Source organism: Bdellovibrionota bacterium (genome assembly GCA_035292885.1).
GTDB lineage: Bacteria > Bdellovibrionota_G > JALEGL01 > JALEGL01 > DATDPG01 > DATDPG01.
Genome location: DATDPG010000162.1, coordinates 1 through 24,873, shown reverse-complemented (window position 1 = coordinate 24,873; position 24,873 = coordinate 1). Strand labels below are relative to the sequence as shown.

The 24,873-nt window shown below is 56.2% G+C and carries 27 protein-coding genes and 2 pseudogenes; 8 read left to right on the top strand and 21 right to left on the bottom strand.

What is annotated here, in order from left to right:
- The 4 genes from tatC to VI895_11730 all read right to left on the bottom strand — a co-directional run.
- A partial coding sequence (gene tatC / locus VI895_11745; GenBank protein ID HLG20471.1) for a twin-arginine translocase subunit TatC occupies positions 1–564 on the bottom strand: 564 nt, incomplete at its 3' end.
- Positions 545–784 (bottom strand): twin-arginine translocase TatA/TatE family subunit, encoded by a 240-nt coding sequence (locus VI895_11740; GenBank protein ID HLG20470.1) that lies wholly within the window; start codon positions 782–784, stop codon positions 545–547. The genes VI895_11740 and tatC, both read right to left, overlap by 20 nt.
- Before the next feature lie 20 nt (positions 785–804).
- On the bottom strand, positions 805–1,830 hold the full coding sequence (locus tag VI895_11735) for a radical SAM protein (GenBank protein ID HLG20469.1): 1,026 nt from the start codon (positions 1,828–1,830) through the stop codon (positions 805–807).
- Positions 1,831–2,051: 221 nt separating this feature from the next.
- A complete protein-coding gene (locus VI895_11730; GenBank protein ID HLG20468.1) occupies positions 2,052–2,456 on the bottom strand; it encodes a TIGR02266 family protein in 405 nt (134 codons plus the stop codon).
- Here VI895_11730 and VI895_11725 point away from each other — a divergent pair.
- The 3 genes from VI895_11725 to VI895_11715 all read left to right on the top strand — a co-directional run bounded on the left by VI895_11725 (position 2,455) and on the right by VI895_11715 (position 5,702).
- The gene (locus VI895_11725) at positions 2,455–4,917 is read left to right on the top strand and encodes a PBP1A family penicillin-binding protein (protein ID HLG20467.1); all 2,463 of its coding nucleotides are present in this window, start codon (positions 2,455–2,457) and stop codon (positions 4,915–4,917) included. The two genes, VI895_11730 and VI895_11725, sit on opposite strands and share 2 nt — an antisense overlap.
- A 108-nt stretch (positions 4,918–5,025) precedes the next feature.
- Positions 5,026–5,265 (top strand): antitoxin, encoded by a 240-nt coding sequence (locus VI895_11720; protein ID HLG20466.1) that lies wholly within the window; start codon positions 5,026–5,028, stop codon positions 5,263–5,265.
- A complete protein-coding gene (locus VI895_11715; protein HLG20465.1) occupies positions 5,262–5,702 on the top strand; it encodes a TA system VapC family ribonuclease toxin in 441 nt (146 codons plus the stop codon). Before VI895_11720 ends, VI895_11715 begins: the two co-directional genes overlap by 4 nt.
- Positions 5,703–5,801: 99 nt before the next feature.
- On the opposite strand, the gene VI895_11710 is transcribed toward VI895_11715, so the two are convergent.
- Complete coding sequence (locus VI895_11710) at positions 5,802–7,418, bottom strand: hypothetical protein (protein ID HLG20464.1); 1,617 nt, start codon at positions 7,416–7,418, stop codon at positions 5,802–5,804.
- A gap of 151 nt (positions 7,419–7,569) precedes the next feature.
- Between VI895_11710 and VI895_11705 the strand changes: the two genes are divergently transcribed.
- From VI895_11705 to VI895_11690, 4 genes are all read left to right on the top strand, one after another.
- Positions 7,570–7,782, top strand: coding sequence for a hypothetical protein (locus tag VI895_11705; protein ID HLG20463.1), 213 nt, complete (start codon positions 7,570–7,572; stop codon positions 7,780–7,782).
- A gap of 280 nt (positions 7,783–8,062) precedes the next feature.
- The gene (locus tag VI895_11700; GenBank protein HLG20462.1) at positions 8,063–8,386 is read left to right on the top strand and encodes a type II toxin-antitoxin system PemK/MazF family toxin; all 324 of its coding nucleotides are present in this window, start codon (positions 8,063–8,065) and stop codon (positions 8,384–8,386) included.
- A 141-nt stretch (positions 8,387–8,527) separates the two neighbouring features.
- Complete coding sequence (locus VI895_11695) at positions 8,528–10,156, top strand: SpoIID/LytB domain-containing protein (GenBank protein HLG20461.1); 1,629 nt, start codon at positions 8,528–8,530, stop codon at positions 10,154–10,156.
- A gap of 8 nt (positions 10,157–10,164) precedes the next feature.
- The gene (locus VI895_11690) at positions 10,165–10,776 is read left to right on the top strand and encodes an MXAN_5187 C-terminal domain-containing protein (protein HLG20460.1); all 612 of its coding nucleotides are present in this window, start codon (positions 10,165–10,167) and stop codon (positions 10,774–10,776) included.
- A gap of 5 nt (positions 10,777–10,781) precedes the next feature.
- Here VI895_11690 and atpC read toward each other — a convergent pair whose 3' ends face one another.
- Genes atpC through VI895_11650 form a run of 8 tightly spaced genes read right to left on the bottom strand, consistent with a single transcriptional unit; the run spans position 10,782 to position 17,193 of the window.
- Entirely contained in the window at positions 10,782–11,177 is a 396-nt protein-coding gene (gene atpC, locus VI895_11685; protein HLG20459.1) for an ATP synthase F1 subunit epsilon, read from the bottom strand.
- 1 nt (position 11,178) lies between these two features.
- Entirely contained in the window at positions 11,179–12,621 is a 1,443-nt protein-coding gene (gene atpD / locus VI895_11680; GenBank protein ID HLG20458.1) for a F0F1 ATP synthase subunit beta, read from the bottom strand.
- Positions 12,622–12,656: 35 nt separating this feature from the next.
- Positions 12,657–13,505, bottom strand: coding sequence for an ATP synthase F1 subunit gamma (gene atpG / locus VI895_11675; protein HLG20457.1), 849 nt, complete (start codon positions 13,503–13,505; stop codon positions 12,657–12,659).
- Positions 13,505–15,025: a F0F1 ATP synthase subunit alpha gene (gene atpA, locus VI895_11670; protein HLG20456.1), complete on the bottom strand. Its 1,521-nt coding sequence runs from the start codon at positions 15,023–15,025 to the stop codon at positions 13,505–13,507. The genes atpG and atpA overlap by 1 nt, the downstream gene beginning before the upstream one ends.
- A 2-nt stretch (positions 15,026–15,027) precedes the next feature.
- Positions 15,028–15,573 carry an ATP synthase F1 subunit delta gene (gene atpH / locus VI895_11665; protein HLG20455.1) on the bottom strand — a complete coding sequence of 182 codons (546 nt, stop codon included), beginning with the start codon at positions 15,571–15,573 and terminating at the stop codon, positions 15,028–15,030.
- Positions 15,557–16,141, bottom strand: a complete 585-nt coding sequence (locus VI895_11660; protein ID HLG20454.1) for an ATP synthase F0 subunit B — start codon at positions 16,139–16,141, stop codon at positions 15,557–15,559. Before VI895_11660 ends, atpH begins: the two co-directional genes overlap by 17 nt.
- Before the next feature lie 9 nt (positions 16,142–16,150).
- Positions 16,151–16,720 (bottom strand): ATP synthase F0 subunit B, encoded by a 570-nt coding sequence (locus VI895_11655; protein HLG20453.1) that lies wholly within the window; start codon positions 16,718–16,720, stop codon positions 16,151–16,153.
- Positions 16,717–17,193: a polymer-forming cytoskeletal protein gene (locus tag VI895_11650; GenBank protein HLG20452.1), complete on the bottom strand. Its 477-nt coding sequence runs from the start codon at positions 17,191–17,193 to the stop codon at positions 16,717–16,719. The genes VI895_11655 and VI895_11650 overlap by 4 nt, the downstream gene beginning before the upstream one ends.
- Positions 17,194–17,323: 130 nt before the next feature.
- On the opposite strand from VI895_11650, the gene VI895_11645 reads away from it, so the two are divergent.
- Positions 17,324–17,764, top strand: coding sequence for a hypothetical protein (locus tag VI895_11645; GenBank protein ID HLG20451.1), 441 nt, complete (start codon positions 17,324–17,326; stop codon positions 17,762–17,764).
- A gap of 9 nt (positions 17,765–17,773) precedes the next feature.
- On the opposite strand, the gene VI895_11640 is transcribed toward VI895_11645, so the two are convergent.
- From VI895_11640 to mnmE, 8 genes and pseudogenes are all read right to left on the bottom strand, one after another.
- Positions 17,774–17,986 (bottom strand): BrnA antitoxin family protein, encoded by a 213-nt coding sequence (locus tag VI895_11640; GenBank protein ID HLG20450.1) that lies wholly within the window; start codon positions 17,984–17,986, stop codon positions 17,774–17,776.
- A 20-nt stretch (positions 17,987–18,006) separates the two neighbouring features.
- Positions 18,007–18,498, bottom strand: coding sequence for a peptide-methionine (S)-S-oxide reductase MsrA (gene msrA / locus VI895_11635; protein ID HLG20449.1), 492 nt, complete (start codon positions 18,496–18,498; stop codon positions 18,007–18,009).
- A pseudogene (gene msrB / locus VI895_11630) lies at positions 18,495–18,920 on the bottom strand (peptide-methionine (R)-S-oxide reductase MsrB). The gene msrA and the pseudogene msrB overlap by 4 nt, the downstream one beginning before the upstream one ends.
- 45 nt (positions 18,921–18,965) lie before the next feature.
- Positions 18,966–19,871, bottom strand: a complete 906-nt coding sequence (locus VI895_11625) for a ParB/RepB/Spo0J family partition protein (GenBank protein ID HLG20448.1) — start codon at positions 19,869–19,871, stop codon at positions 18,966–18,968.
- A gap of 52 nt (positions 19,872–19,923) precedes the next feature.
- Positions 19,924–20,682 (bottom strand): annotated as a pseudogene (locus tag VI895_11620) (AAA family ATPase).
- Positions 20,670–22,598 (bottom strand): tRNA uridine-5-carboxymethylaminomethyl(34) synthesis enzyme MnmG, encoded by a 1,929-nt coding sequence (gene mnmG / locus VI895_11615; protein ID HLG20447.1) that lies wholly within the window; start codon positions 22,596–22,598, stop codon positions 20,670–20,672. Before mnmG ends, VI895_11620 begins: the two are co-directional and overlap by 13 nt.
- Positions 22,595–23,326 carry a hypothetical protein gene (locus VI895_11610; protein HLG20446.1) on the bottom strand — a complete coding sequence of 244 codons (732 nt, stop codon included), beginning with the start codon at positions 23,324–23,326 and terminating at the stop codon, positions 22,595–22,597. Before VI895_11610 ends, mnmG begins: the two co-directional genes overlap by 4 nt.
- Positions 23,327–23,337: 11 nt before the next feature.
- Positions 23,338–24,711 (bottom strand): tRNA uridine-5-carboxymethylaminomethyl(34) synthesis GTPase MnmE, encoded by a 1,374-nt coding sequence (mnmE, locus tag VI895_11605; GenBank protein ID HLG20445.1) that lies wholly within the window; start codon positions 24,709–24,711, stop codon positions 23,338–23,340.
- Positions 24,712–24,873: the final 162 nt, after the last annotated feature.

Here is a 24,873-nt window from a genome sequence, read left to right as displayed (position 1 = left end):
GAGGTAGAGAACGATCAGCGGGCCTTCGAAGACCAGGCCGAAGACGACCATCATCCAAGCCGCGAGTCGATAATACTCATCCATCCGAATCAACGGATCCACGTAGCCCGCGGGCGCCACGGAAAGAAAATACTTAAATCCGATCGGAAAGACGCCGAAGTATCCGAACAACGCCCCTCCGATAAAAAAGAGCGATGCGAGCAGAACAAACGGCACGACATGTTTCCGCTCTTGCGGCCGCAGTCCGGGAGCCACGAATTGCCACAGCTGATAAAAGATGAAGGGGCTGGCGAGAAAAACGCCGGCCATCATTCCCACCTTCAAATAGACCAGGAACGGTTCGATGAGCCCGGTGTTCACCAGTTTTGCTTCTCGGTGAAAGACTTCTCGATAGGCTTGGTTGTACGGAATCGTCAGAAATCCGAACAGCCTCTCCGCAAACGTGTACGCCGCGCCAAAGCCGATGCATACGGCGATCACGGACTTCACCAGCCGCTGGCGAAGTTCGACCAGGTGCTCCATGAACGACATTCGGACTTCGCCGCTATGTGGCGCTTTTTCCATCGTCCGGCGTCTGTTTTTCTTTTTTGGTCTCCGGCTTTGGCTCCGCTAAGATTTTCTCGACCGGGTTGGACACGGCGTTTTTGACTTCGTCCGTGGCGTTTCGCAGGTCTCGCGCGATTTTTCCGAGCGTTCGGGCAAGGTGCGGAAGCCGGTCCGGCCCGTACACCAAGAAAACAATGAAAAAAAGGATGATAAGTTCACCCGTGCCGATTCCGAACACAGCGTGATTATATGCGCATTTTAGTGCGTGGCTACCGCACGGCGCGACTTTGACGCCGAAGGTCGGCCTCGCGCCACAAGGACCGCCGGCGCGCGCTCGGGTTTCCTGGAAACCGAAGGGCTTCGCATGATCTTCTCGATCATCCGATGGAGCCGGTCTTCTTTGGCGTCCCGACGAAGCTCTTCCAAAATCGGTTGCGATCGCTGCGGATTGATTTCGTTCGACAATGTGCCGTCCGCGTTGAACAGGATTCGCGGTTCCGCTTCTTCCTTGTCCAGTTCCATTCGGCTGACGAATGAAATTTTTCCGAGACCGTCCACAAATTGCCAAGCGGGGGCGCTCCCATCGTCGTCGGCGGAGAACTCGACCTGCCTCAATTGCTGGAAGTTGTCGATCATCCGTTTCACGCCGAGAACCGACAACGTCGGCCGGTCGGCGTAAGGGTCGCCGCTCGCGACTTTTGGATGATATTCGATGAAACGTAAATGGACTTTGTGGTCTTTCGTCATTCGGGAAAAATTGATCACCTCGCCGTCGTTGATCCCGCTCAACAAGAGGATGTTGAGCCGAATATCGGTGTAGTGAAGTTTTTCGACCTTATCCACGCCGTCCAAAACCCGATAGAGATGATCTTCCCCCGTAATCCGCTGATATTTCCGAAAATCGAGGCTGTCGAAATTGACGTCGATCTTCCTAAGGCCCATTTTTCGCAATGGATCGGCGAAATCCTTCAGGCGCGTTCCGTTCGTCACGACACGAACCTCTTCAATCGCTTTATGCGCACTTGCCGCTTTAACGAAATTGGCGGCGTCCTTTCGAAGTAGAGGTTCGCCACCCGCGATGATCACGCGGGTTACACCGAGCTCACCCACAATTTTGACGAGCTTGGTTACGTCCGAGGGTTGAATCAGATTCTTGGTTTCAAAAAGCGCCCGAGCCCGCCCTAAGGGTTTACAGTAGAAACAGGATAGGTTGCATTCGCCGGTAATCGATAGCCGCAATGTGCGCGCCACGTTTTCGTCGCAATCCCGGGTCGTTGCCACCATCTTCTGCCTCCATTATCCGTAGGAAATCCCGCCGACGCCGCGTTTTCGACCGCATCCCGCTTCCCTGGGGAGCACGGTCAAAAGCCCATTAAATCCAGGCACTTACGCGAACCTCCATCGAGGCCCGGTTCTATAAGTGAAGCCCCTATCCTTTGTCAAGCACCCTTCTTACGACCTCCAGGAATTCGGCCTGGCACTAAGCTCGGCGAGAAGGGCTGGATTTATGTAGAGGACCGTCCATTGCGGTTTTGCAGGATTTCCGACAGCTCTCTTCTCCCCTCTTCATTCAGCTCCGTGAACTGAATACCCATACCTGGATGCTTTTGAGGGTCCGGTTCTATCCAACGTACGATACCGGCCCCGACGATCGGCTTTCCGCCGTCGCGGACCGAAAACTCAAACTGCAATCTCGTCCCGATCGGCTTGGGTTGAGGCGTTCGAATAAAAAGACCGCCGGCGCTCAGATTCTCCATCAAGAGCTGGCGCCGCGCGTCAGTCCCCGGAAAAGCGACTTTGATCTGGGCGTCGAGGTCGATACGCGCAAAACGGCGTTTTTCGGGGCTGTCGGTCATCGTCCTCGAAATGAATCGCTCCTCATTGTAAAGTAAGAGCTTCGCGCGATCCATGAACCTGGCGACAAAAGTTCGATTGGTAGCCTATGCATTTCTCGGTCTGCTTTGCGCCGCCGGCGTCCTCAGTGTTGCGATCCTTTGGGATCTCCCTTCCGTATCGACCCTTCAACGTTACCGACCGCCGGTCGCTTCGGAAATTTTCAGCGATGAATACATCAAAATCGGCGAGTTCTACCGTGAACGGCGGATTTTCGTTCCGCTTCATCAGATCCCTCCGCTCTTGATCAAAGCGTTCCTTGCGGCGGAGGACGATCAGTTCTTCCGGCACAAAGGGATATCCTGGAGCGGGATTCTTCGGGCTATGTTCAAGAATCTGCTGGCGGGAGAGGTGAAACAGGGGGGAAGCACGATCACGCAGCAGGTGGCGAAAGAAATTCTTCTCCGTTCGCGCGAGCGGAGTCTCCTGCGAAAGGCGCGCGACGTCGTCCTCGCCTTTAAGATGGAGAAATACCTCACCAAAGAACAGATCCTCGAAATCTATCTGAATCAGGTGTTCCTGGGTCATCACTCGTACGGTGCCCAGGCCGCCTCCCAGACGTTCTTCAACAAAGACGTCGCCGATCTCACGCTGGGAGAAATGGCGATGATCGCCGGACTGACCAAGGCTCCCAGTTCCGACAACCCACATGCCAGCTTCGAACGCGCCTCAAAACGGCAGGCGTACGTTCTCAAACGAATGGCGGAAGAAGGCTTTATCTCCGAAGAGGATCAAAAAAACGCCTTGGAGGAGAAGCTTGCGATTTTGGAACAGTCCAACGTCAATTTTCAGTACTCCCCGTATTTCGTAGAACATGTGCGGCGGTATGTGGTTGAGAAATACGGCGACGAATTGGTCTTGGAAGGAGGTCTTCAGGTCTATACGACGCTCGACGCCTCGGCGGCCAAAGGAGCCCAGGAGGCGATTCGCGAAGGCGTCGAGGCGGTGGACCGCCATCAGGGGTACCGCGGGCCGATCCAAAATCTCGTAAAGGCCGAATGGCCTCCGCTGCTCAAGAAGCTCGAGGAGGAGAACAAGGGGCCTCTCGATCCAAAGCGCAAATACAAAGCTCTTGTAACGGAAGTTCGCGACAGGGAGGGCGTCGCTTTCGTCTCGCTCGGTACCCAAAAGGGAGCCATTCCCATCGAAGAGATGTCCTGGGCGCGAAAACCGGATGGCGAAAAACTTTGGAGCGCCCATCTCATCGACCGACCGAGTCAGGCTTTAAAGCAGGGGGATGTTGTTCTGGTTCGGCTCGTCAAGGACCCATCGACACACAAAAAAACCTTGCCGAAGGATGTTATCCCCCTGGCGTTGAGCCAAGAACCCATGGTTCAGAGCGCGCTCATTGCCATCGACCCGCGTAACGGCGGCATTCGCGCGATGGTGGGGGGATACGATTTTGAAAAGAGCGAATTCAATCGGGCCACGCAAGCCAGGCGCCAACCGGGTTCGGCGTTCAAGCCGATCATCTACGCCGCGGCGATCGACCATGGGTTTACGGCCGCGAGCATGATCATCGACGCTCCGATCGTGTACGACGACCCGACCACCGACGTTCGGTGGCGGCCGAAGAACTTCTCGGGAAAATTTCACGGCGAAACGATTTTCCGCGACTGCCTGATCGAGTCGCGGAACGTGCCGACGATCAAAATCGCGCAGGAGTTGGGGATCGACACGGTTATCTCCTATGCTCAACGGATGGGGATCTCGGCTCCGCTCGCCCGCGACTTTTCCCTGGCTCTCGGTTCGTCCGGCGTCTATCCGCTTGAGTTGGTCAAGGCGTACACCGTCTTTGCCGCGGGAGGGAAAAAGGTCGAACCGATCGCCATCAAAAAGATCGTCGACCGGGACGGGAATGTCCTCGAACGGAATATCTTGGAGGACCCTGCTCTCGATATCGTGGAACAGGCGGCCGTGGCGGAGCAGCGCTGGCTTTCCCGGGGACTCCATCAAAAAGCGACGACGATCGGAAAAGACCCGAAGGCGGAATTGCCGCCGGAATACGCCATCAGCCCGCAGACCTCGTACGTGATGACCCATCTCTTAAAGGAAGTGATTCATTTCGGAACCGGCCGCCGTGCCCAGGCCCTCGCCCGCCCCGCAGCTGGAAAGACCGGAACCACGAACGAGAACAATGATGCCTGGTTCATCGGGTTTACCCCCTCCCTCGCCGCCGGTGTTTGGGTCGGCTTCGACGAAGTCGGAACGTTGGGAGTGCAAGAGGAGGGAGGGCGCGTGGCCAGTCCGATCTGGCTCGCTTTTATGCAAGAAGCGCTGAAAGGCGAGTCGGTCCTTGATTTCAAGGTGCCGGACGGAATCTTGTTCGCGCAGATCGATCCGGAAACGGGGAAACTCGCTTCGGGCAAGACCAAGGGGGCCGTGTTTGAAGCGTTCCGGGAAGGGACCGAGCCGAAGGAAACCACCGAAGAAGCAAAGACCCGAAAAAGTCCCCAACAGTTTTTCTTGCAGGAGTAAGTGAAGCTCTCCGCCCGAATTTCGATCCTCCAGAGAACCACCTGTCACGTAGTTTTCGTTGAACATCAGATCGACATCTGATGCGTCTTATGATAACATCAGGTCATCATGGGTAGAACCACCATCAATATCGACGAGCCTGTGTTGCGCGATGTCCGCCGGCTTCAGCGGAGGCTGAAGAGACCGTTAGGGCAGCTAATTTCCGAGCTTCTGGCCCAGGCGCTTGGCCGACCGGCCGGTCCCCCTCCCAAGAAGAGTTCTTGGAAATGGATTTCAAGATCGATGAACTCACGGGTCAATCTGGCCGATAAAGAGCTCGTTTGGCGCCTCACAGAAAATAAGTCGTGAGCTATTCCGTTGATGTGAACATTCTCTTGTACGCTTCGGACGAAGCGAGCCCCTTCCATGCGAAGGCAAAATCCTTTCTAGAAGGATGCTCTTCTCGTGCCGACCTCTTCTGCATTCCGTGGGTTGTGGTGATAAGCTATGTGCGCATATCCACTCATGCGGCTATTTTTTCTTCTCCCCTTACGCCGGAAGACGCATGCTCGAACGTGGATCGCTTGCTTTCCATTCCGAGGGCGAGAATGTTGGTGGAGGAAGACGGCTTCTGGGAGGTCTACAAAGAAGTGACCCGCACATTTCCAGCCCGCGGAAGCCACGTGTCCGATGTTCATCTGGCTTCGCTCTTAAAGCAGCACGGAGTCCGGATGTTGTATACGCACGACAGTGACTTCAGGAGATTTCGGTTCTTAGACGTACATAGCCCATTTGAAGAAGAATAGGGGGCCGTCTTCGAAGCGTTCCGGGAAGGGACCGAGCCGAAAGAAACCACCGACGACCCGAAAAAGCCCCCAACAGTTTTTCTTGCAGGAGTAACGGTCTCACGGCCGAGGAACGAAGACCGATCGAAAGAGTTCCTGGCCGACGATCGTGAGAATCATCAAGAGCGCAATCGCGCCGAGAATGGCTTTGATGTTTCGCCAGTAAAGCCCTTCGCGCAAAAGCTCGACGACCCAGATATCCCAGGCGACCTTGAGCGGGACGGCATCGTGCAGGGCGGTAAAACCGAGCCCTTTCCACGGGGCCGAAAGTGCCGGATGTGGATCGTGTGTAAGGAGCGTCTTGACGAGCCAAGCTTGTCCCAAGATCGGCGAGTATTCGGGATTAAATTCCGTATCCAAATGGCGGTCGCGCAACGGCAGCGCGCCGTCGGCCGTCAACGGCGAGGCCACCAGGCGGCTTGGGGGAACAAACGAAGCGGCTTGGCGCACGTAGTTCAGAAAATAAAGGTAGTGAACCGAAACCGCGAGGACTTGGACCGTGAAGGAAAGAGCAAACAGCAGCGCGACGATTGCGCGCTTAAGAATCGACTCTCGTTGAATGACTCGTTCGAGGATTTCCCCCGCGGGGAGAAGAAGAAATGGCGTAATGACCAAAAGAAAGCGGGGCCCCCAACAGGGATCCCCCGACCAGACCCACCATCCGGCATATTTAATCGGAACGATCAGGCCAATCGCACAAAACAAAAGCGCTTCCGCCCGCGCCCGTTTCAAAAACGGGCGCATCCCAAAGAAAAAGAGAAGCGCCACCGGACTATAAAGGAAGAAGCTTTTTCCGGGACTGAAGAGAAAACCGAAGAGACCTACGTAAAGAGGGGTCGTGAACCCCGCGCCGCCATACCCGAGAGAAAAAACATTGGAAAATCGGACGTAGTCGTAGATGAGCTGAGGAACAAAGAGCAGCGCCGCCGGAAGGCCGAAAGCCAGGATGGGAGCGATCAGTCTTCGCTCACTGCGATTTTTCCAAAACCAATAAACGGCGAGGACCGGCAGGAGCACGATGAATATCACGCGGATGGAGAGCAGAAGGCCGAAGCAGGCGCCCGCAAGAGCCATAGCCTTGGGACGCAGGGCGCCTTCTTTCCTCTGATTGAAGAGAAGGTAGACCGCGCTCAACAGGAGAAGGTTTTGCGTCGTTTCCGTGAGAAGAAGTTTTGAATAGGGCCAGACCATCGTTCCAAGGCCATAAAAGACGGTGAGTGCCAGGCCGGTAGTTTCGGCGAATCCTAAACCGCAGGCGAAAAGAAAAAAGATCGCGCAGGATAGCGCGGCAAAGAGCGTCGGGCAGAGGTAAAGATAACGGCGCGTTTCGCGCTCCAACCAAACGTCGTATTCAACTTCGCTTCCGTATTTCACCGAACCGTACGGTTCACTCCAAGAAAGAATCTGTTTCGTCGCGAAATAGAACGGCGCATACACCAACGACTGACCGATTTGGTATGCCGAATAGTATTTTCCGTTCTTTCCTAAGTCGGCGGCTCCGGGGTACTTGGGAACGGCGTCGGGAAGATAAAGCGGCCTTTGGGATACCAGATTGGACGTGACCAAAAGAACGTATTCTTCGTCCGGCATCTGGACCGTGGGGCGGAAGGAATTACTCAACGCGTAAAAAAGCGTGAAGAAGACGAAAACCAATATTGCTTTGCGCCGTTGTTCCATTCCCGTTGATTCGTATCAGAGTCGGTTTTCAGCCGGTACTGAATTTGAAGTTCGGTCTCTTACCTCTCTCCAGTAGGATTTTCTTGGGACGCACCCGGCTTTCCCATGTGCACGGTTCTTGCTCAGACGATCGGGCCAGGAGGAATTAGAAATGGCTGAAATGAAATATGTCTACACGATCGTGGAACGGGAAGGGCTGCAGAAAAAGCAGTGGATGAAAGTGGGCGTGGCGTTCGTCAATCGCGATCAGTCACTCAATCTTCGGTTGGATGCTCTGCCGGTCAACGGCTTGTTGCATGTGCGGGATGCGCAAAAGAGCCGGAACGGCGCGAAACCGGAAGAAAAACCCGAGTCGGCGACCTGAACTTTACAGCGTCCCGGACACCTTGCGCGCTCTTGCATACTACACGTATAATACACGTGTAGTATGCAACGGAAGCTTACCATTACGATCGATGAGAAAATCTACGAAGGATTACAAATGGTTATTGGTCCTCGACGGATCAGTAAATTTCTGGAGGCTTTAGCGCGTCCGCACGTGCTTGGGCACGATCTAGAGGCAGCGTACCAATCTATGGCCCAAGACGAGACTCGTGAACGAGAAGCTGCGGAGTGGTCGGAGGCGCTCATCGGAGATGTTGAGGATGATCCGAGGTGAGGTTTGGTGGGTTGATTTCGGACCATCCCTCGGGGGCGAAATCCGAAAGCAACGTCCCGCAGTCATTGTCAGCAACGATGCCTCCAATAAGTTTTTGAATCGCGTCCAGGTGGTTCCGCTCGCGACAAATGTGGACCGCCTTTATCCGAGCGAGGCGTACGTGACCCTCAACGGAAAACAGAACAAAGCGATGGCCGATCAAGTCGCGACAGTCAGTAAAATTCGAATGAAGACTCGTGCGGGGAGGATTTCAAAATCCGACATGGAACAGGTGGAACGCGCGATCCGTGTGCAGCTCGGTCTGACGTAAACTTGCAATCGCCTCCGACGCTACGAAAGATATAATAGACGGGTTATCAAAACCCGTTTCAAGACTCTCCTTCGGATTCTGGCGTTTCCGGTCCTTCTGTTGTTGTTTGGAACTTGTGCCCCGGAACGGCCGGTTCTGGTTTTGGCTCCGCCGGAGATCGGCGATGGAGGAAGGCTTCTTCGGGATCTTTATCGGAGTTTTTGGACCCCTCCGACCGATGACCGGGAGTCGATCCGAATCGGATTGATTCCGTCCGGCTCCAAAATTCGCTTCCGCGCATTGGAGCGAATGCGGATTCGCGCGTACTCCGAAGTCGGCTCATGGGAAGTGGCGTCTCCCAACGACGTTATCTGGGTGGTGGAGACCCGGAGAATTGTGCGGCCGGCCGTGGTCTCTTATTTCGCGGGCGTCGAGCATCGACTCCGGGGGCGGGGAGAACACCATCCGAATTCCGATGCGGAGCGTTGGAAATCGCGCGGGTATCTCTCCGCCCGTTGGGTGGGACCTTCGGCGATGGATCTGGAGATCGGTGGAAGTACGACGGAACGATGGGTGCTTTCCCTGACGCCTCCCACATCCGAAGCGATTGCACAATCCGCTTGCGGCGACGCCAAGAAGGCCTGGAAAGTCTCCTGCCACGTGTACGGCAGAGTTGAACTTCCCCCCCTTGTTCAAGCGAATCTCCGGGCGGAAAACAGCAATTTCTCAAAAGAGTTCTCCGGATTCCTGGAGATTCTCTCTCCTCAGGGGCCGGTGGAGCTCCTCGATTTCGTCGCCGAGGATCGCGTCGGGGAACCTTCCGCCGAATGGTTCGGGCCTCGTCTCTTCGTCGTGCCGGGGTTGGATGCGACGCTTTCTTTCGTTCAGTCGACCCCCTTTTTCAGTTATCTGGAAGGCGTCGTGCCGTCGGAGATGTTTTCCAGCGCGCCTCCCGAAGCGTTGCGGTCGCAAGCGATCATCGCCCGAACGTACGCCGTCCGAAATGTTTTCCCCGAGTACTCCACCCGCCCTTTCGTCGTCTGCGCCAGCACCAACTGCCAGGTTTATCGCGGCCTGAAACTGAAGAAACCGGAAGTCTCGGCTTCCATCCATGACACCGCCAATCTGGTCGTGCGCGAAACCTCGGGAGCGTTGGCCGAAACGTTTTATCATTCGATCTGCGGCGGACACACGGAACCACGAAAAGGCATTTGGGGCGGGGCATCGCAACCGTATTTGGACGGAGTCGACGATGAGATCGGTTCGAGTCCCACCTATCCCCTCAACAACGACGCCCGCGTCGAGCAATATCTATTGTCACCCCCAAGTTCCTATTGCGGTCGAGCCACGCTCACGCGAGAGGATCGGTGGCGCTGGAAGGTGACTCTGAGCCGAAAGGACCTCGACCGAATTGCCGAAAGCCAGGGACTTCGACCGCCCCTCACCGATATCCGCGTCCGCAAGCGGGGAATCTCCGGAAGAGCGCTCGACCTGGACCTGATCGCCGGAACGGAAACCAAACGGATTCGCGGCGAGCTGGAGATTCGCATGCTTTTCGGGGGTCTTCTCTCCAGTCTTTTTGTCCTGCGCTCCGTACAAAATGGTGGCGCCATCGATTCCCTGGACATTTCCGGCGGGGGATACGGCCACGGTGTCGGCCTTTGTCAAATGGGCGCCATCGGTCGCGCCGAGGCGGGCCAGTCCTACCGGCAGATTTTGGAAGCGTATTATCCCGGGACCCATGTGGCTTCCCTATCGCCGGGCGGCGTGGCCGCAGGCATGGTAAAGTAGCGGCGGCCATGGCGCTGACGCAACTTCAGGACACCGACGCAATCAACAAAGACGCCGATCTTCTCACCCAGGAGGTCGAAAAACTTCGTCTTTCCTTCGAACAATACTTTCTCGGTCTCGAAAAACATGAGCCGGTCAAACAGCGCCAAGCGGTCGTCAATCTGATTCGCAAGTACTCCGGGGCTAACATCAAAAACCCGCGAGCGAAGTTCAAACTTCAGCAGGCGATCGCTCGTTATAACACCTACACGACGTATTGGGACCGCGTCCTCCGCGAGATCGAAGACGGGACGTACAACCGAGACATCTTCAAAGCCAAGCTGCACGAGAAGGAACGCGGCGCCGCTCCGCTGCAGGCCTCTGCTCCGGCCACCGCCGGGAAGCCAGAATCTGTTTCGAAGAAACCCGATCCCTACGATCAACTTTTCCGTACATACGTCGAGAACCGAAAGAAATGCGGCGAAACGATCCAGGGCCTCACGCTGGAGTCGTTCCGAAAAACGATCGCCGGTCAGATTGAAAACATCAAAAAGAAAACGAATGCCCAGGGCGTGAAATTTCAGGTCACGACGGAAAACGGCAAGACGAAATTAAAGGCGACTCCGGTCGCGAAAAAATAAAGTCGTTAAAGCAGCTGTTTCGCCCGGATCCAGTCGCGAACGCCGTATAGCTTTGTTCTTTCGTCGACGCCGACCGCTGCATCCAGGAGTTTCGCTTCGACCTCAACGCTCTCTTTTTCGAGCCCGAGTCGATCGACTTCGCTCGCCTTGATCGCTTCGTCGGCCAGCAGCGCGATCCGATTCTCCCGTACCTGGACGAATCCTCCGCGGACCGCGACCTGTTCAACGTTTCCGCCGTCTTTGATCCGCACAACTCCTATCGAGAGCGTGGCCACAAGCGGTGAATGTTCGCGGAGGACGCCGAACTCGCCTTCGCTTCCCGGCATGTAAACCTCCTCGCACGTCGTCGAAAGTATTTTTCGCGACGGCGTGAGGATGTCGAGCTGAAGTCTCTCGGTCATACTATTTTCCTTCCGCCGAGACCTCTTTCTTCAACCGTTCGGCCTTCGCCATCGCCTCTTCGATGGTTCCGACCATATAAAACGCCTGTTCCGGGAGCGTATCGTGTTTTCCTTCGGCGATTTCCTTGAACCCGCGGATCGTGTCCGCCAATTTAACGTACTTGCCGGGCGTTCCCGTGAACGCTTCCGCGACAAAGAACGGCTGGGAAAGAAATCGCTGGATTTTTCTTGCGCGCGCAACGACCTGGCGATCTTCTTCGGAGAGTTCGTCCATGCCCAGAATCGCGATGATGTCCTGCAGATCTTTGTAACGCTGCAACACCGCCTGCACCTGCCGCGCAACGGCGTAATGTTCCGCGCCCACGACCTGCGGGTCGAGAATTCGGGACGTTGAATCGAGCGGATCCACGGCGGGATAAATCCCCAACTCGGCGATCTGTCGCGACAAAACGGTGGTCGCATCCAGATGGGAGAACGTCGTGGCCGGCGCCGGGTCCGTCAGATCGTCCGCGGGAACGTAGATCGCCTGGACGGATGTGATCGATCCCTTCTTGGTCGTCGTAATCCGTTCCTGAAGCTCGCCCAGGTCGGTGGAGAGCGTCGGCTGGTAGCCTACGGCCGAAGGCATGCGCCCCAAGAGGGCCGACACTTCCGAGTTCGCCTGCGTAAATCGGAAGATGTTATCGATGAAGAGAAGAACATCTTGTCCTTCTTCGTCTCGGAAATATTCCGACACTGTAAGTGCCGTCAAACCCACGCGTGCGCGGGCCCCCGGAGGTTCGTTCATCTGGCCGTAGACAAGGGCCGTCTTGTCGATGACGCCCGACTCTTTCATTTCGATCCAAAGGTCGTTTCCTTCGCGGGTTCGCTCTCCGACACCGCCGAACACCGAATAGCCTCCGTGCTTCGTGGCGATATTGTGAATCAGCTCCATGATGATGACGGTCTTGCCGACGCCGGCACCGCCGAAGAGGCCGATCTTTCCGCCTCGAGCATACGGAGCCAAGAGGTCGACCACTTTGATACCGGTCTCAAACGCCTCAACCGTCGTTTCCTGATCCTCAAACGAGGGTGGATGCCGGTGAATCGGATAACGCATCTTCGATTCGATCGGTCCCCCATCGTCGACCGGGTCGCCCACGACGTTCATAATTCGACCGAGCGTACCCTTCCCGACCGGAATGCTGATGGGGGCGCCGGTGTTTTGAACCGCCATTCCCCGAACGAGACCGTCGGTGGAATCCATGGCGACCGTTCGAACCGTCCCTTCGCCGATGTGCTGCGCGACTTCCAAAACCAAATTGAACGCCCGATCGTCGATCGCGGGGTTCGTGACTTTAAGTGCCGTGTAAACCGACGGCATTTCGGCCCGTGGAAATTCCACATCGACCACCGCTCCGATCACCTGCCGAATTCTTCCTTCCGCCCGTACCACCTGTGCCATTTCTCTCTCCTTCTCTGTATCTCGGACTCGGGACACTATTTAAGCGCTTCCGCGCCGGCGATAATTTCCATCAGTTCCTTGGTAATCGTCGCCTGGCGCGCCCGATTCATGTCCAATGTCAGTTTATCGATCATTTCCCCCGCATTCCGCGTCGCCGAATCCATCGCCGTCATCCGGGCCCCGAATTCGCTGGCCAATGAATTCAAACCGGCGACGTAAAATCGGATCCGGATCGCCCGCGGAACCAGGGCTTTCAAAATCTCCTCCCGGTTCGGTTCGTAGATCGGCGGGAGGACCGATTCCCCGTCGCTCTGTTGCGCCGCGATCGGGGCCAGCGTCATTTTCTTCGGTCGTTGGGAAATCACCGACCGAAATTCGCTGAACAACAGATCGATTCGATCGTATTTTTTTTCAACAAATCCCTGCACCAACTCGTCCGCCAACGCCGCCGCCTTTTCAAACGTGTATTTGCCCCACAGATCGTTCACGGAACGGAGAAGCGGATAATTTCGCCGCGTGACGTACCCGATCCCCTTCCGTCCGGCCGGAACGAGAATCGTCGCGGGATTCTCGGTCATTTCCCTCTCCAGCTGGCGCAGGACGTTGGCGTTGAAAGCGCCGCAGAGTCCCCGGTCCGATGTGAAAACCACCAGGGCCCGCTTTTGCACCGGCCGCTCTTCCAACAGCGGATGAACCGCCGTTCGCACCGACCGCCGAAGATCCAAAAGCAGTTCGTCCAGTTTTTGGGCGTACGGCGTTGCTTGCCTGACGCGGTCCTCGAAGCGGCGGAACTGCGCCGCGGCGACCATTTTCATCGCCTTCGTGATCTTGCGGGTGGACGCGACGGTCCGAATCCGCTTACGTATGACCCGGAGATTCGCCACTATTTTTTTGCCGTCGGTTGAAAGATCGACTTGAATTCGTCCAGCGTCGCCTTCAGGACACTCTTCACCTCGTCGTTCAGTTCCTTCTTTTCCCGCACGAGCCGCAATACTTCGGGTTTCTTCGCGTCCATATAATGAAGAAGTTCCGTCTCATATTGTTTCAGCGCCCAGGTTTCGTACCCGTCGATCCATCCATTAATGGCCGCGAAGATAACAACGACCTGCTTTTCGACCGGGTATGGCACGTACTGTCCCTGTTTGAGAATTTCGACCAGCCTTTCGCCGCGAGCCAGTTGCCGCTGTGTCGCCGCGTCGAGATCCGAACTGAATTGCGCGAACGCCGCCAATTCGCGGTACTGTGCCAGTTCCAGACGGAGCGTCCCCGCCACCTGCTTCATCGCTTTGATCTGGGCCGATCCGCCGACGCGCGATACGGAAAGACCGACGTTGATCGCCGGCCGCACGCCCGAATAGAAAAGATCCGCTTCCAGATAAATCTGGCCGTCGGTGATGGAGATGACGTTCGTCGGGATGTAGGCCGAGACGTCCCCCGCCTGCGTTTCGATGATCGGCAGCGCCGTGAGCGACCCGCCGCCGTTTTTGTCGTTCAGTTTGGCGGCCCGTTCCAAGAGTCGGGAGTGGAGATAAAAAACGTCGCCCGGAAACGCTTCGCGCCCCGGCGGGCGGCGAAGAAGAAGCGACATCTGCCGGTAGGCCACCGCGTGCTTGGAAAGATCGTCGTAAATGATCAATGCGTGCTGGCCGTTGTCCCGGAAATATTCCCCCATCGTCACGCCGGCATATGGAGCCATAAACTGCATCGGCGCCGATTCGGACGCCGTGGCGGTTACGATCGTCGTGTACTCCATCGCACCGAACTTTGCGAGCTTGTCCATCACCTGAGCGACGGTCGACTGCTTTTGGCCGATCGCGACGTAAATGCAAAAGACGTCGAGCCCTTTCTGGTTGATGATCGTGTCGAGCGCCACCGCGGTCTTTCCGGTCTGGCGATCGCCGATGATCAGCTCTCGCTGGCCCCGGCCGATCGGAATCATCGAATCGATCGCCTTGATTCCGGTCTGAAGCGGTTCCTTCACCGGGCGGCGGACGACGATGCCGGGCGCTTTGATCTCAATCTTTCGCCGCTCCTCGGTCTTCAGGTCCCCCCGCCCGTCGACCGGCTGCCCCAGCGCATTCACGACGCGTCCCACCAGTTCCTTCCCGACCGGAACTTCGGCGATTCGGCCGGTCCGTTTTACGACGTCCCCTTCTTTGATGAGGATGTCGTTCCCCAAAAGCGCCGCGCCGACGTTGTTTTCTTCCAAATTCAAAACGATTCCCGAAACTCCCTGCGGAAACGCCAACAGCTCTCCCGACATGGCGTTTTCCAAACCGAAAATCCGGGCGATCCCGTCGCCTACGGAGAGAACAACGCCCGTTTCCGACACCTCCATCCGTTTGTCATAGTCCCGCACCTGTGTGCGGATCATCTGCGTGATTTCTTCTGCTCGAATCGTCATGCCTACAGCTCCTCCTGCATCCGTGTGAGAAAACTCCGAATCGAAGCGTCGTAGACTACTCCACCGACCTCGGCGATGACGCCTCCGATTAATTCCCGATCCACTTGCGTATCGATCAAAACCTTTTTCTTCAGGGCCCGGCCCAAAGCCTCGCCGATCCGCGCCAGCTCTTTGGAGCTCAACGGAAAGGCCGTGCGAACCACCGCCTCGATTTCATTTCTTCGTTCACGATCCACTTTCGAGAACTCTCGCGCTACTTCATCCACCAGATCCATCTGATTGAGCGAGGCGAGGATCCGAACGAACCGATCGATCTCCGGTTCCACTTTCACCTTTTTGAAGATGGCTTCCAAAACCCGGACTTTTTCTTCCCGGCCGAAGATCGGGTTGGCGAAAAACGCCGACGCTTCTCCTTGAATCACGTTGGAGAGCTCAACCAGCTGCTCCTGCATCCGGACGGTCGAGACCTCCTTGCCCCGCATTTCCGTGATGACGTCGAGCAGCGCCTTGGCGTAATGCTTCGCCAAGTGTTCAGCGTCTTTGGCCATCGCTCTCTTCCAATCGTTCCATCAGGCCGTGCAGAAAGACCTGATGTTCCTTTTCCGTCACCAGCTTCTTGAGCGCTTCCGCCGCCTGCGCCGTGGCTTGTACTGCGAATTCGTGGCGGAGTTTCCGTTTGCTACGTTCCAGCTCCTTTTCGGCCATGCGCAGAGCGTCTTCCCGAATTTTCTCGGCCATTCGTTGCGCCCGTTCTAAAATCCTTTGCTGTTCTTTTTCCCCTTCCGAACGGGCTTCTTCCAGAATCTGATTTATTTCCCGATCGAGCCCGGCCAGTCTTTGCTCATATTCCCGAACCATCTGCTCCACCCTCGAACGAAGTTCTTCGGCCTCCTGAACCGCTTGCTGAAGTCGGTCCCGGCGTTCTTTGGGGGCCACTCCGAACATCGCCAGAATTTTGGGGAAAAGAATCGCCAGGAGCGGAAGGAGCAAAATGGCGTTGAGCCAGACGGATACCGGGATCCCTCCATCAGGATGCCCGCCGCCTTCGGAAGCGAACGCGCCGGGCACGCAACCCAGAGCTAGAGACACGATTTGGAGTACAGATACGCCCCGCATGATTCCGCTTTATCCTCGATCGGATGCCGGCGCGGCCGACGCCCGCCGGTAATTCGAACGGGCCCGCCCGGCCGCCATCACGCGGGACGTGATTTCTTCCGCCAGCGACGGAACCGAGACGCGCAGTTCTTTTCGGGTTCGTTCTTCTTCGGCGGCCAACCGCACGCCCGATTTCTTCATCTCTTCCGACGCCCGTTGTTTCGCCGACGTTACGGACCTTCTTTCTTCTTCTTCGGCCATTAAGGCCCGCTGCTCCCGCTCACGAATCGCCGCCAAGCGCGTCTCTTCAATGGCTCTTCGATACTGTGCGATCATCAAGTTGGCTTCCTCAAATGTCTTCTCGGCCTTCCTTTTCTTGACCACGGTCTCGGACTCCCGTTCCTCCAGAACTTTGAGGTACGGGGCGAAGAGACCGTTCTGCAGCAGAAAAAGCACCCCCAAGAACAAAACCCCCATCCACTCATATCCGTGCGGTTCGGGGAGTCCGGCAAACGACCAGAACCCCACCGTATGAAGACCTTTGGCTACACCTAAGAAAAGCCCGAGAAGAACGAAGATGTAGGCACTGCGGCGAATCAACGAAGCTCGTCGGCCCCTTTCCGTCCTTCCATCGACGCCACTTCAAACTTCGGTTTCTGCGTCTTTCCGGCCGAGATCGTTCCCGTTCCCGTTTTCTCCATGATGCAGCTGCCTTCGAACGTCACGCCTTCCTCAATGACCAAAGAAGGGGTGTGAATATTTCCACGAACCACCGCCGGGGCATGAACCTCGACCTTCGTCTTGGCCGTGATGTTCCCTTTGACTTCGCCGCTGATCGAAACGGTCGCCACATTGATGTCGGCTTCCACTTTTCCGCTCTCCCCGATCACCAGATTGGCGTCGGATTTGATCTCACCTTTGAATTTCCCGTCGATTCGGACGGTTCCTTCAAACGTCAGCTTCCCTTCGAACTCGCTTCCGCGATCCAAGATGGCATTGAATCCGGTCGCCCTGGATCCCGACAGGGAGGTAGGAGGGGTGGCCGGCTCGCTGTCGCCTTTTAAAAGTCCCATGACTGATCTCCTTTGTAAGGCTAATGATTCTAGGCAATAAGGGCGGGGAGACCCGCCCTGAGAGCCGCGCTGGTAGTAGATAAATCGGCCTAACCTGTCAAGTTATAAGGAAAAAAGTACAATGTGTGGAGTGAACGATGGGGTCCGAAAAATCCTTCTCGTTATGGGGGTTGTGACTTCCGCGTGCCTTGCGGTGATCATGTGGGTCGGCCGAACGTTGATTTCGCTCCTGGATGCTCCGGCCCGGTCGATTCAAGCTTTCGGTTCCCGAAAAGTCGTTCGTCTCTGGTTTCGCAAATCGTTCGCACTTCTTTTGGGAACGTTGGCATACAACCTGTTCGCGCTTTTGATTTTGACCCCTTTGCTGCGAAAGTTTTTTCCGCCTCTCAGTCCCTGGGAACAGGTTCGAGGTTTTGTCGGGGCGTCGACCCGGGCGACATACCGCGATTTGCTCCCGTACATCGGACCGGGGCTTTGGATACTTGGAAACGGTCTACTTTTCGCCCTGCTCAATCAAAATCTTCTGGAGGCGCAGAAGACCGTGAAAAAGGGGGGGCACGAAAACGGCTGACGGGTACGTTTATTCCTTGGCCGATATTGTCAAAATCCCGCCTTCGCTGGCAAATTTCCGCAGTGTTAAATTGATGAGCGATTGATAAGGAATGCCCTCTTTTTCCGCCAGTCGTTTATAAAACCGGAGCACGTCGGAATCGATCCGCAGCGTCTTCTGTACCTTGATCGATTTCGCGAATCGCCCTCGTGTTCCGCCCTTGAACCTATATTCCTTCCTCATATTCCTGTGGCTCCTTCGCCTCAGTCGCGAACCCAGTGGCAGGTGTACCCGCCGGGGTTCTTCTGCAAATAATCCTGATGGTAATCCTCGGCGGGATAAAACGGTGTGGCGGGAACAATTTCCGTCACAATTTCTCTTTCCCATTTTCCCGATCGGGCAACCTTCCGCTTCACCCGTTCGGCGACCTCTTTTTGTTTCTCATCGAAATAAAAAATCGCGGAACGGTACTGCGTGCCGGCGTCGTTCCCTTGGCGGTTTTTCGTCGTGGGATCGTGGAGACGGAAAAAATATTCGAGCAGCTGTTCGTAACTGACCTTGGTTGGATCAAAGACGACCTGAATGGCTTCGGCGTGTCCCGTCGTCCCTTTCTTCACGTCGGGGTAAGTCGGACCGGCAGTCGACCCTCCTGTATAGCCCACTTCGGTATCGAGGACACCGGGAAATTCGCGGAGAATCTGTTCCACGCCCCAAAAACATCCGCCGGCTAAGAGTGCGACTTCTTCCTGTTTCATTTCGTCGTCCTTTCCGAATTTTCAAAGAGGGAGAGAAATTGCCCGTACCCTTCCTCCTCCAATTTCTCGACCGGGATAAACTTGAGCGAGGCGGAGTTGATACAATAACGGAGACCGGTCGGCCCCGGACCGTCGGGGAAAACATGCCCCAGATGGGAATCCCCTTTCTTGGATCGAACTTCTACGCGCGTTATTCCATGGGACGTGTCTTCGTGTGTCGCGACATTTTCCGGTTCCAGCGGCCGGTGAAAACTGGGCCAGCCGGTCCCCGAATCAAATTTGTCGGTCGAGCTGAACAGCGGCTCACCCGAAACCACGTCGACGTAAATTCCAGGCTTCTTATGATTCCAATACTCGTTTTGAAACGGAGGTTCCGTTCCGCATTCCTGCGTGACTTTGAATTGAAGCGGCGTCAGTCGCTTCATCGCTTTCGACTTTGGGTCGTCCGCCATGGCGTATCGCAGGAGTTACGCGCCCGCGATCAACCGATCGCTGATGCGACGAAGGTCTTCCGGTTGATAATAGTGCACGCGGATCTCGCCCCCCTTCCCTTTCTGGAGAATGTCCACGCGCGTTCCTAATTTCCGCTGAAGTTCGTCGGCCAGGCTTCGAAGATTGGGGTTTGCCGTCAGATCCGAAATTCTTCGCGGCCGATGCGTGGCGCTCGTCATCTTTCGGACCAGCCCCTCCACCTGTCGGACGGAGAGCCCTTCTTTCTCTATTCGATGGGCCAGTTCCTCCTGCCGGCGGGCGTCCGAAATCGGAAGAAGCGCGCGAGCGTGACCCATCGAAATGGCGCCCCCGCCCACCATTTCCTGAACGGGCGACGCCAGCTCCAAAAGGCGGAGCATGTTCGTCACCGTGCTTCGCTCGCGTCCAGCCCGTTTGGCGATCTCTTCGTGCGTCAGGCCGAATTCCTCGGAAAGGCGCTCATATCCACGGGCTTCCTCGATCGGCGTTAAATCTTCCCGCTGAAGGTTTTCGACCAGTGCCACTTCGAGTTGGTCCCGCTCCGTGCTGGCTCGCAGGACGACCGGCACGGTCGCCAGGCCGGCGCGCTTGGCCGCACGGAGTCGCCTTTCGCCGGCGATCAATTCATATCCGCGCTCGCTCTTTCGGACGATCAACGGCTGAAGAATTCCGCACCGCCGAATGGATTGCGCCAGTTGTTCGAGCGCCGCTTCCGAAAATCTCCGGCGTGGCTGATGCGGATTCATGGCGATTTCGTTCGGCGACACCTCCGGGGGCGCGCCCGGCCCAACGCTGCTCACCGCCGCAATTGCGGCTGTTCCCGCCGTCGGCTCAGCGGCCGTCGGGGGTAGATTCGGTATGAGGGACGAGAGTCCCCGGCCCAACACTTTCCGTTCCGTCATTTGCGACTCCTTTGGGTACGACGTTTGGGGTGGTTTCGGCACCCTTTCCGATCCGCTCCATGAATTCCGAGGCGAGCGCCAGATACGCTTGCGCTCCGGGCGAGCGGATATCGTAAAGAAAAATCGGCTTTCCAAAACTGGGGGCTTCCGACAGCCGGACGTTGCGCGGTATCTGCGTCTTCCAGAGCTGGGCGGCGCAATGTTCCTCGACCTCTTTGGCCACTTGGTGAGCCAGGTTGTTCCGCCGGTCGAACATCGTCAGGACAATTCCTTCGAGGAGTAAGGTCCGGTTGAGACTTCTTCGGATCCGATCCAACGTCCCCAGCAGTCGGCCCAGTCCTTCGAGGGCAAAATATTCACACTGAAGAGGAACGAGGACACCGTCCGCCGCGGTCAAGGCGTTGACGGTCACCAGACCGAGCGACGGAGGGCAATCGATCAGAATAAAGTCATATTGATCGCGAACGGAGGCGAGCGCTTTTTTCAGGCAAAACTCCCGCTCCGGAAGTTCGATCGCCTCGATTTCAAATCCGATCAGGTCGCCGGAGGCCGGCAGAAGAAATAATCGCTCAAGCTCCGTCGGATGAATGCACGATTCAATCGACAACTCGCCGAGAAGAACTTGGTAGATTTGATGATTCGCAATTTCGGACGTGGAAATTCCTGTGGCACTCGTGGCGTTTCCCTGCGGATCGATGTCGACCAGCAGGACTTTTTTTTCGGCCACGGCGAGCGCCGCGGCCAAATTCACGGCGGTGGTGGTTTTGCCCACGCCCCCTTTTTGATTGGCGATGGCGATTACACGGCCCATACGTCCGCCCCCGCCTCTGCCCGTCCGAGCGTTTTATCGGCTGCCGGTTTCGTCTTCTTCCGTTCGCGGTGTTTTCGAAGGAAAATGCTCAAAATCGAAACCGCCGCCGGCGTCACGCCCGAGATCCGGGCGGCCTGCCCGAGCGTCCTCGGCTGAATCGTTCGAAGTTTCTCGCGCACTTCGTTCGAAAGGCTCGGGACCGAAGCAAAATCAAAGTCCGGCGGGAATTCCTCTTCCTCATCCCGCAGGGCCCGGACGATCTCTTCCAATTCCCGCTCGATGTAGCCGGCGTACTTCGCGCGAATCTCCACCTGCTCGCGCACGGCGCGGTCTTCAGAAGCGAGGGTTGGATCGAACCGTTCCAAGACGCTCCAGCTCACGTCGGGGCGCGAAAGAAGTTTTTCGAGCGACGTCGCGTTCTTGATCGGTACGAGGGAGAGCGCGGCAAATATTTCGAGCGTCTCCGCATCCGGCGTCAATTGGCGGGAACGCAATTTGCCGTCGAGCGCGCCGATCGCCGCCATCTTTGCTTCGTATTTCGCGTGGACGGCGGAGGAGATGATTCCGTACTTCCAACCGAAATCATGCAGACGTTGATCGGCGTTGTCTTCCCGCAGATGAAGACGATGTTCGGCGCGCGACGTGAACATCCGGTACGGCTCGGTCGTTCCGCGCGTCACGAGATCGTCGATCAATACGCCGATGTAAGCCTGCGTACGCGAGAGAACGAACGGATCTTTTCGATCGAGGGACAATACGGCATTGATTCCGGCTACGATCCCCTGCCCCGCCGCCTCTTCGTACCCGGTCGTTCCGTTGATCTGTCCGGCGTGAAAAAGATTTCGGCTTCTTTTTGTCTCGAGCCACGGATGAAGTTCCGTCGGATCGACATAGTCGTATTCGATCGCGTAGCCGGGACGCATGACTTCCACTTCTTCCAACCCTGGAATTGTCCGTAGAAACCCGACCTGAACATCGAATGGCAAAGAATTGGAGAGACCGTTCGGGTAAATCTCGTGTGTCGCAAGCCCTTCCGGCTCCAAAAAAATCTGATGTCTCGATCTATCGGCAAATCGAACGATTTTATCTTCGATGCTTGGACAGTACCTTGGACCTGTTCCAGTGATCCTTCCACCATACATCGCAGACTTTGAAAGGTTATTTCGGATGATTTCGTGTGTTTTCTCGTTTGTATAGGTGATCCAACAAGGTTTTTGAGGCAAAAGTGGGGATTGTTCAAAGAACGAAAAGAATGGAGTGGGATCGTCACCCCATTGAACATCCAGTTTTGTGAAGTTTATGGTTTTCTCATGCAATCGGGGAACGGTCCCCGTCTTCAACCTTCCCATACGAAAGCCCATATTCATTAATGATTTCGATAGATTAACTGATGGAAGGTCCCCCGCCCTTCCGGCCGCCTCCGTATACGTCCCTATGTGAATGAGGCCATTTAAAAAGGTCCCTGTCGTCAGAATTACGGCGCCCGCTCGGAGCTCCTCGCCCAACGCCGTTTTTAGCCCAATACAAACGCTCCCTTCCAAAACGAGTTCGTCTACCATTCCCTGTTTCACGTGGAGCATCGGTGTCGACTCGACGATCTGCTTCATCCTTCGGGCGTAGAGCGCCTTGTCGGCCTGGGCTCTCGAAGACCAGACCGCCGGACCTTTGCTAAGATTGAGACGCCGAAATTGGATCCCCGTTTCATCAATCGCCCGCCCCATCTCGCCGCCGAGGGCGTCGATCTCTTTGACCATCTGACCTTTGGCAAGGCCGCCGATCGCCGGGTTGCAAGACATGTGGCCGATTCGGTCGAGGTTCATCGTGAGAAGACAAGTTCTCGTCCCCATCCGGGCCGCGGCCAGCGCCGCTTCAATGCCGGCATGCCCCGCCCCAACAACAACAACATCAAATTTCATCGGATGAAGCTTCCTTCGGAATAATAGTTCTTCCGTACGACCGTCCCCGGATAGACCAAACATTTCTTACCCAAAAGAACGCCCGGATTGAGAACCGAGTTACATCCGGTCTCGGTCTCGTCGCCGACGATCGCTCCGAATTTTCGAAGACTCGTCCTGATCTCCTTTTCGGGCAATCGAACGATGATTTCGTCATTTGTAATCTTAAGGTTGGAGACCTTTGTCCCCGCTCCAAGGTTCACGCCGTTTCCGAGAATCGCGTCGCCGACATACGCGAAATGCGGCGCCTTCGCTTCGTTCAATAAAATCGAGCTCTTAACCTCGCTCGCGTGGCCGATGATGGCTCGCCTGCCGGTGATCACGCCTCCCCGAATGTATGCACCGTGGCGAACAATGGTGCCCTCTCCCAAAATTGTGGGTCCCTTTACCCAGGCTCCCGCTTCGATTTCCACACCGGACCGAAGTTCGATTTCGTCCCCCACAATATATGCTCCTGCCTGGACGACCGCCTCTCCCCCGCTCACTTTGATGGAAACTGTCCGCGTCACGATATTTCCATTTCGCTCGATCTTATCGACCGTGGCCCGAAGATTCCCCCGTATCCAAGTTTCCTTTCGATCCTTTTGAAGAATTTCCCAGGGATATGGAAGGCCATCAAAAAGCTTAGAAAACCAGACATCCCCCAGATCAAAAAAACGATCCGGTGTAAATGTTTCACGTGGAACCATCTCGCAGCGCTCTACTTCCCTATACAGAATCGGGAGAAGATTTCCGACAAGATATCCTCGACCGACTCATCTTTGCCAACTATTCGTGACAGCGCCCGATGTGCCTGGCGAAGTTCGAATGCTACGAGCTCCGCCGAACCACCTTTTCGACCCTCCGCCTCAGCTTGATCGAGCGCCTTCAAATAATGATCCATCAAGATCCTTTGGCGATCGTTCGAAATTCCCCCATCGGAACAGGCGGTCGTCAATTCCACCACCCGCCGGCCGATCGCGTTCTGGAGCTCGGCAACACCGTCTCCGCGCAGAGCTGAAACCATAAACGATCTTTGTCTCAGAATCGGCGGAGCCGACGGCATTTCAAGGTCGACTTTGTTCCAAACCAGCCAAATTTCCTTGTCGGGCCACTGATCCAAGATCCGTTGATCTTCCAATCCGAACCCGGCTGTACTGTCGCAGACCAGACAGACGACGTCGGCCTTCTTCATCTCTTGCGTCGTTCGATCCATTCCGATCCGTTCAATAGCATCTTGAGTCGATTCGCGGAGGCCTGCCGTGTCGACAATCCTTACGCGCCGGCCGTTCAAGAGAATTTCCTCTCGAAGGATATCGCGCGTCGTTCCGGCTACTTCCGTCACGATGGCCCGATCCATCGAAAGAAGAGCATTAAATAGAGAAGACTTCCCGACATTTGGTCGGCCGATCAAGACGACCTGAAACCCCGTTTGAAGATGTTGATTCGATTCGTACGTGGCTCGAATTTCTTTTCCAACCTGTTGAATTTCTTCGAATTTATTCAGAAGGCGAGGGCGGGTAACGAGCGAGAGGCCTTCTTCGGGAAAATCGATGTCGGCTTCGCACTCGGCCAGGATTGATATCGTCTCCTCTCGTAATCGATGGAGACGGGAGGAGAGTTTTCCGTCCAACCTTCGCCGCGCTGCGGCAAGTTCGGCTTCACTCTGGGCGGCGATGAACTCGGCGACCGCTTCCGTCTGAACCAGGTCGATCTTTCCATGGAGAAACGCGCGTTTTGTGAATTCTCCCGGCTCGGCGAGTCGGGCGCCGGTGGAAATGCAAACAGCGACCATTCGTTGAAGAGCGACGGGACTCCCGTGACCGTGAAGTTCGACCACCTCTTCGCCCGTGAAAGAATTCGGCGCGGCCATTCGCACGGCGTAGCCGTTGTCGATGACACTGCCGTCGTCTGGATAAACAAACTCGCCGTAAACCAGCTCTAAACTTGGCCACGGAGAGGGGAGGGGCTTCTTCGGACGAAAAAATTTTCGAGCGACGCCCTCGGCCGCGGGGCCCGAGAGACGGACGATTCCGATTCCACCTCTCCCCGCCGGCGTTGCGACGGCGACGATCGTGTCGCTGCCCACAACCACGCGCAGCCTACTCTTCGTCGGTGGCGGCGCGCTTCGTTCGGACCGGTCGACCTTCTTCGTCGGTGGAAATTCGTCGGGACTCCGAATCGCCATCGGAAAATCCCTCCATCAACGGATCTTCCATATCCTCCGGAAAAAAATCGGCCTCCGGCTCGGGCGGTG

Excerpts from the sequence above, each read along its gene's own strand:
- atpD (HLG20458.1), bottom strand. The coding sequence starts at position 12,621 with ATGGCACAGGTGGTACGGGCGGAAGGAAGAATTCGGCAGGTGATCGGA.
- VI895_11720 (HLG20466.1), top strand. The coding sequence starts at position 5,026 with ATGGGTAGAACCACCATCAATATCGACGAGCCTGTGTTGCGCGATGTC.
- atpC (HLG20459.1), bottom strand. The coding sequence starts at position 11,177 with ATGACCGAGAGACTTCAGCTCGACATCCTCACGCCGTCGCGAAAAATA.
- VI895_11725 (HLG20467.1), top strand. The coding sequence starts at position 2,455 with ATGAACCTGGCGACAAAAGTTCGATTGGTAGCCTATGCATTTCTCGGT.
- VI895_11640 (HLG20450.1), bottom strand. The coding sequence starts at position 17,986 with ATGAGGAAGGAATATAGGTTCAAGGGCGGAACACGAGGGCGATTCGCG.
- atpH (HLG20455.1), bottom strand. The coding sequence starts at position 15,573 with ATGGCCAAAGACGCTGAACACTTGGCGAAGCATTACGCCAAGGCGCTG.
- mnmG (HLG20447.1), bottom strand. The coding sequence starts at position 22,598 with ATGAAATTTGATGTTGTTGTTGTTGGGGCGGGGCATGCCGGCATTGAA.
- VI895_11650 (HLG20452.1), bottom strand. The coding sequence starts at position 17,193 with ATGGGACTTTTAAAAGGCGACAGCGAGCCGGCCACCCCTCCTACCTCC.
- atpA (HLG20456.1), bottom strand. The coding sequence starts at position 15,025 with ATGACGATTCGAGCAGAAGAAATCACGCAGATGATCCGCACACAGGTG.
- VI895_11705 (HLG20463.1), top strand. The coding sequence starts at position 7,570 with ATGGCTGAAATGAAATATGTCTACACGATCGTGGAACGGGAAGGGCTG.
- VI895_11710 (HLG20464.1), bottom strand. The coding sequence starts at position 7,418 with ATGGAACAACGGCGCAAAGCAATATTGGTTTTCGTCTTCTTCACGCTT.
- VI895_11700 (HLG20462.1), top strand. The coding sequence starts at position 8,063 with ATGATCCGAGGTGAGGTTTGGTGGGTTGATTTCGGACCATCCCTCGGG.
- VI895_11690 (HLG20460.1), top strand. The coding sequence starts at position 10,165 with ATGGCGCTGACGCAACTTCAGGACACCGACGCAATCAACAAAGACGCC.
- msrA (HLG20449.1), bottom strand. The coding sequence starts at position 18,498 with ATGAAACAGGAAGAAGTCGCACTCTTAGCCGGCGGATGTTTTTGGGGC.
- VI895_11625 (HLG20448.1), bottom strand. The coding sequence starts at position 19,871 with ATGACGGAACGGAAAGTGTTGGGCCGGGGACTCTCGTCCCTCATACCG.
- VI895_11660 (HLG20454.1), bottom strand. The coding sequence starts at position 16,141 with ATGCGGGGCGTATCTGTACTCCAAATCGTGTCTCTAGCTCTGGGTTGC.
- VI895_11730 (HLG20468.1), bottom strand. The coding sequence starts at position 2,456 with ATGGATCGCGCGAAGCTCTTACTTTACAATGAGGAGCGATTCATTTCG.
- VI895_11735 (HLG20469.1), bottom strand. The coding sequence starts at position 1,830 with ATGGTGGCAACGACCCGGGATTGCGACGAAAACGTGGCGCGCACATTG.
- VI895_11610 (HLG20446.1), bottom strand. The coding sequence starts at position 23,326 with ATGGTTCCACGTGAAACATTTACACCGGATCGTTTTTTTGATCTGGGG.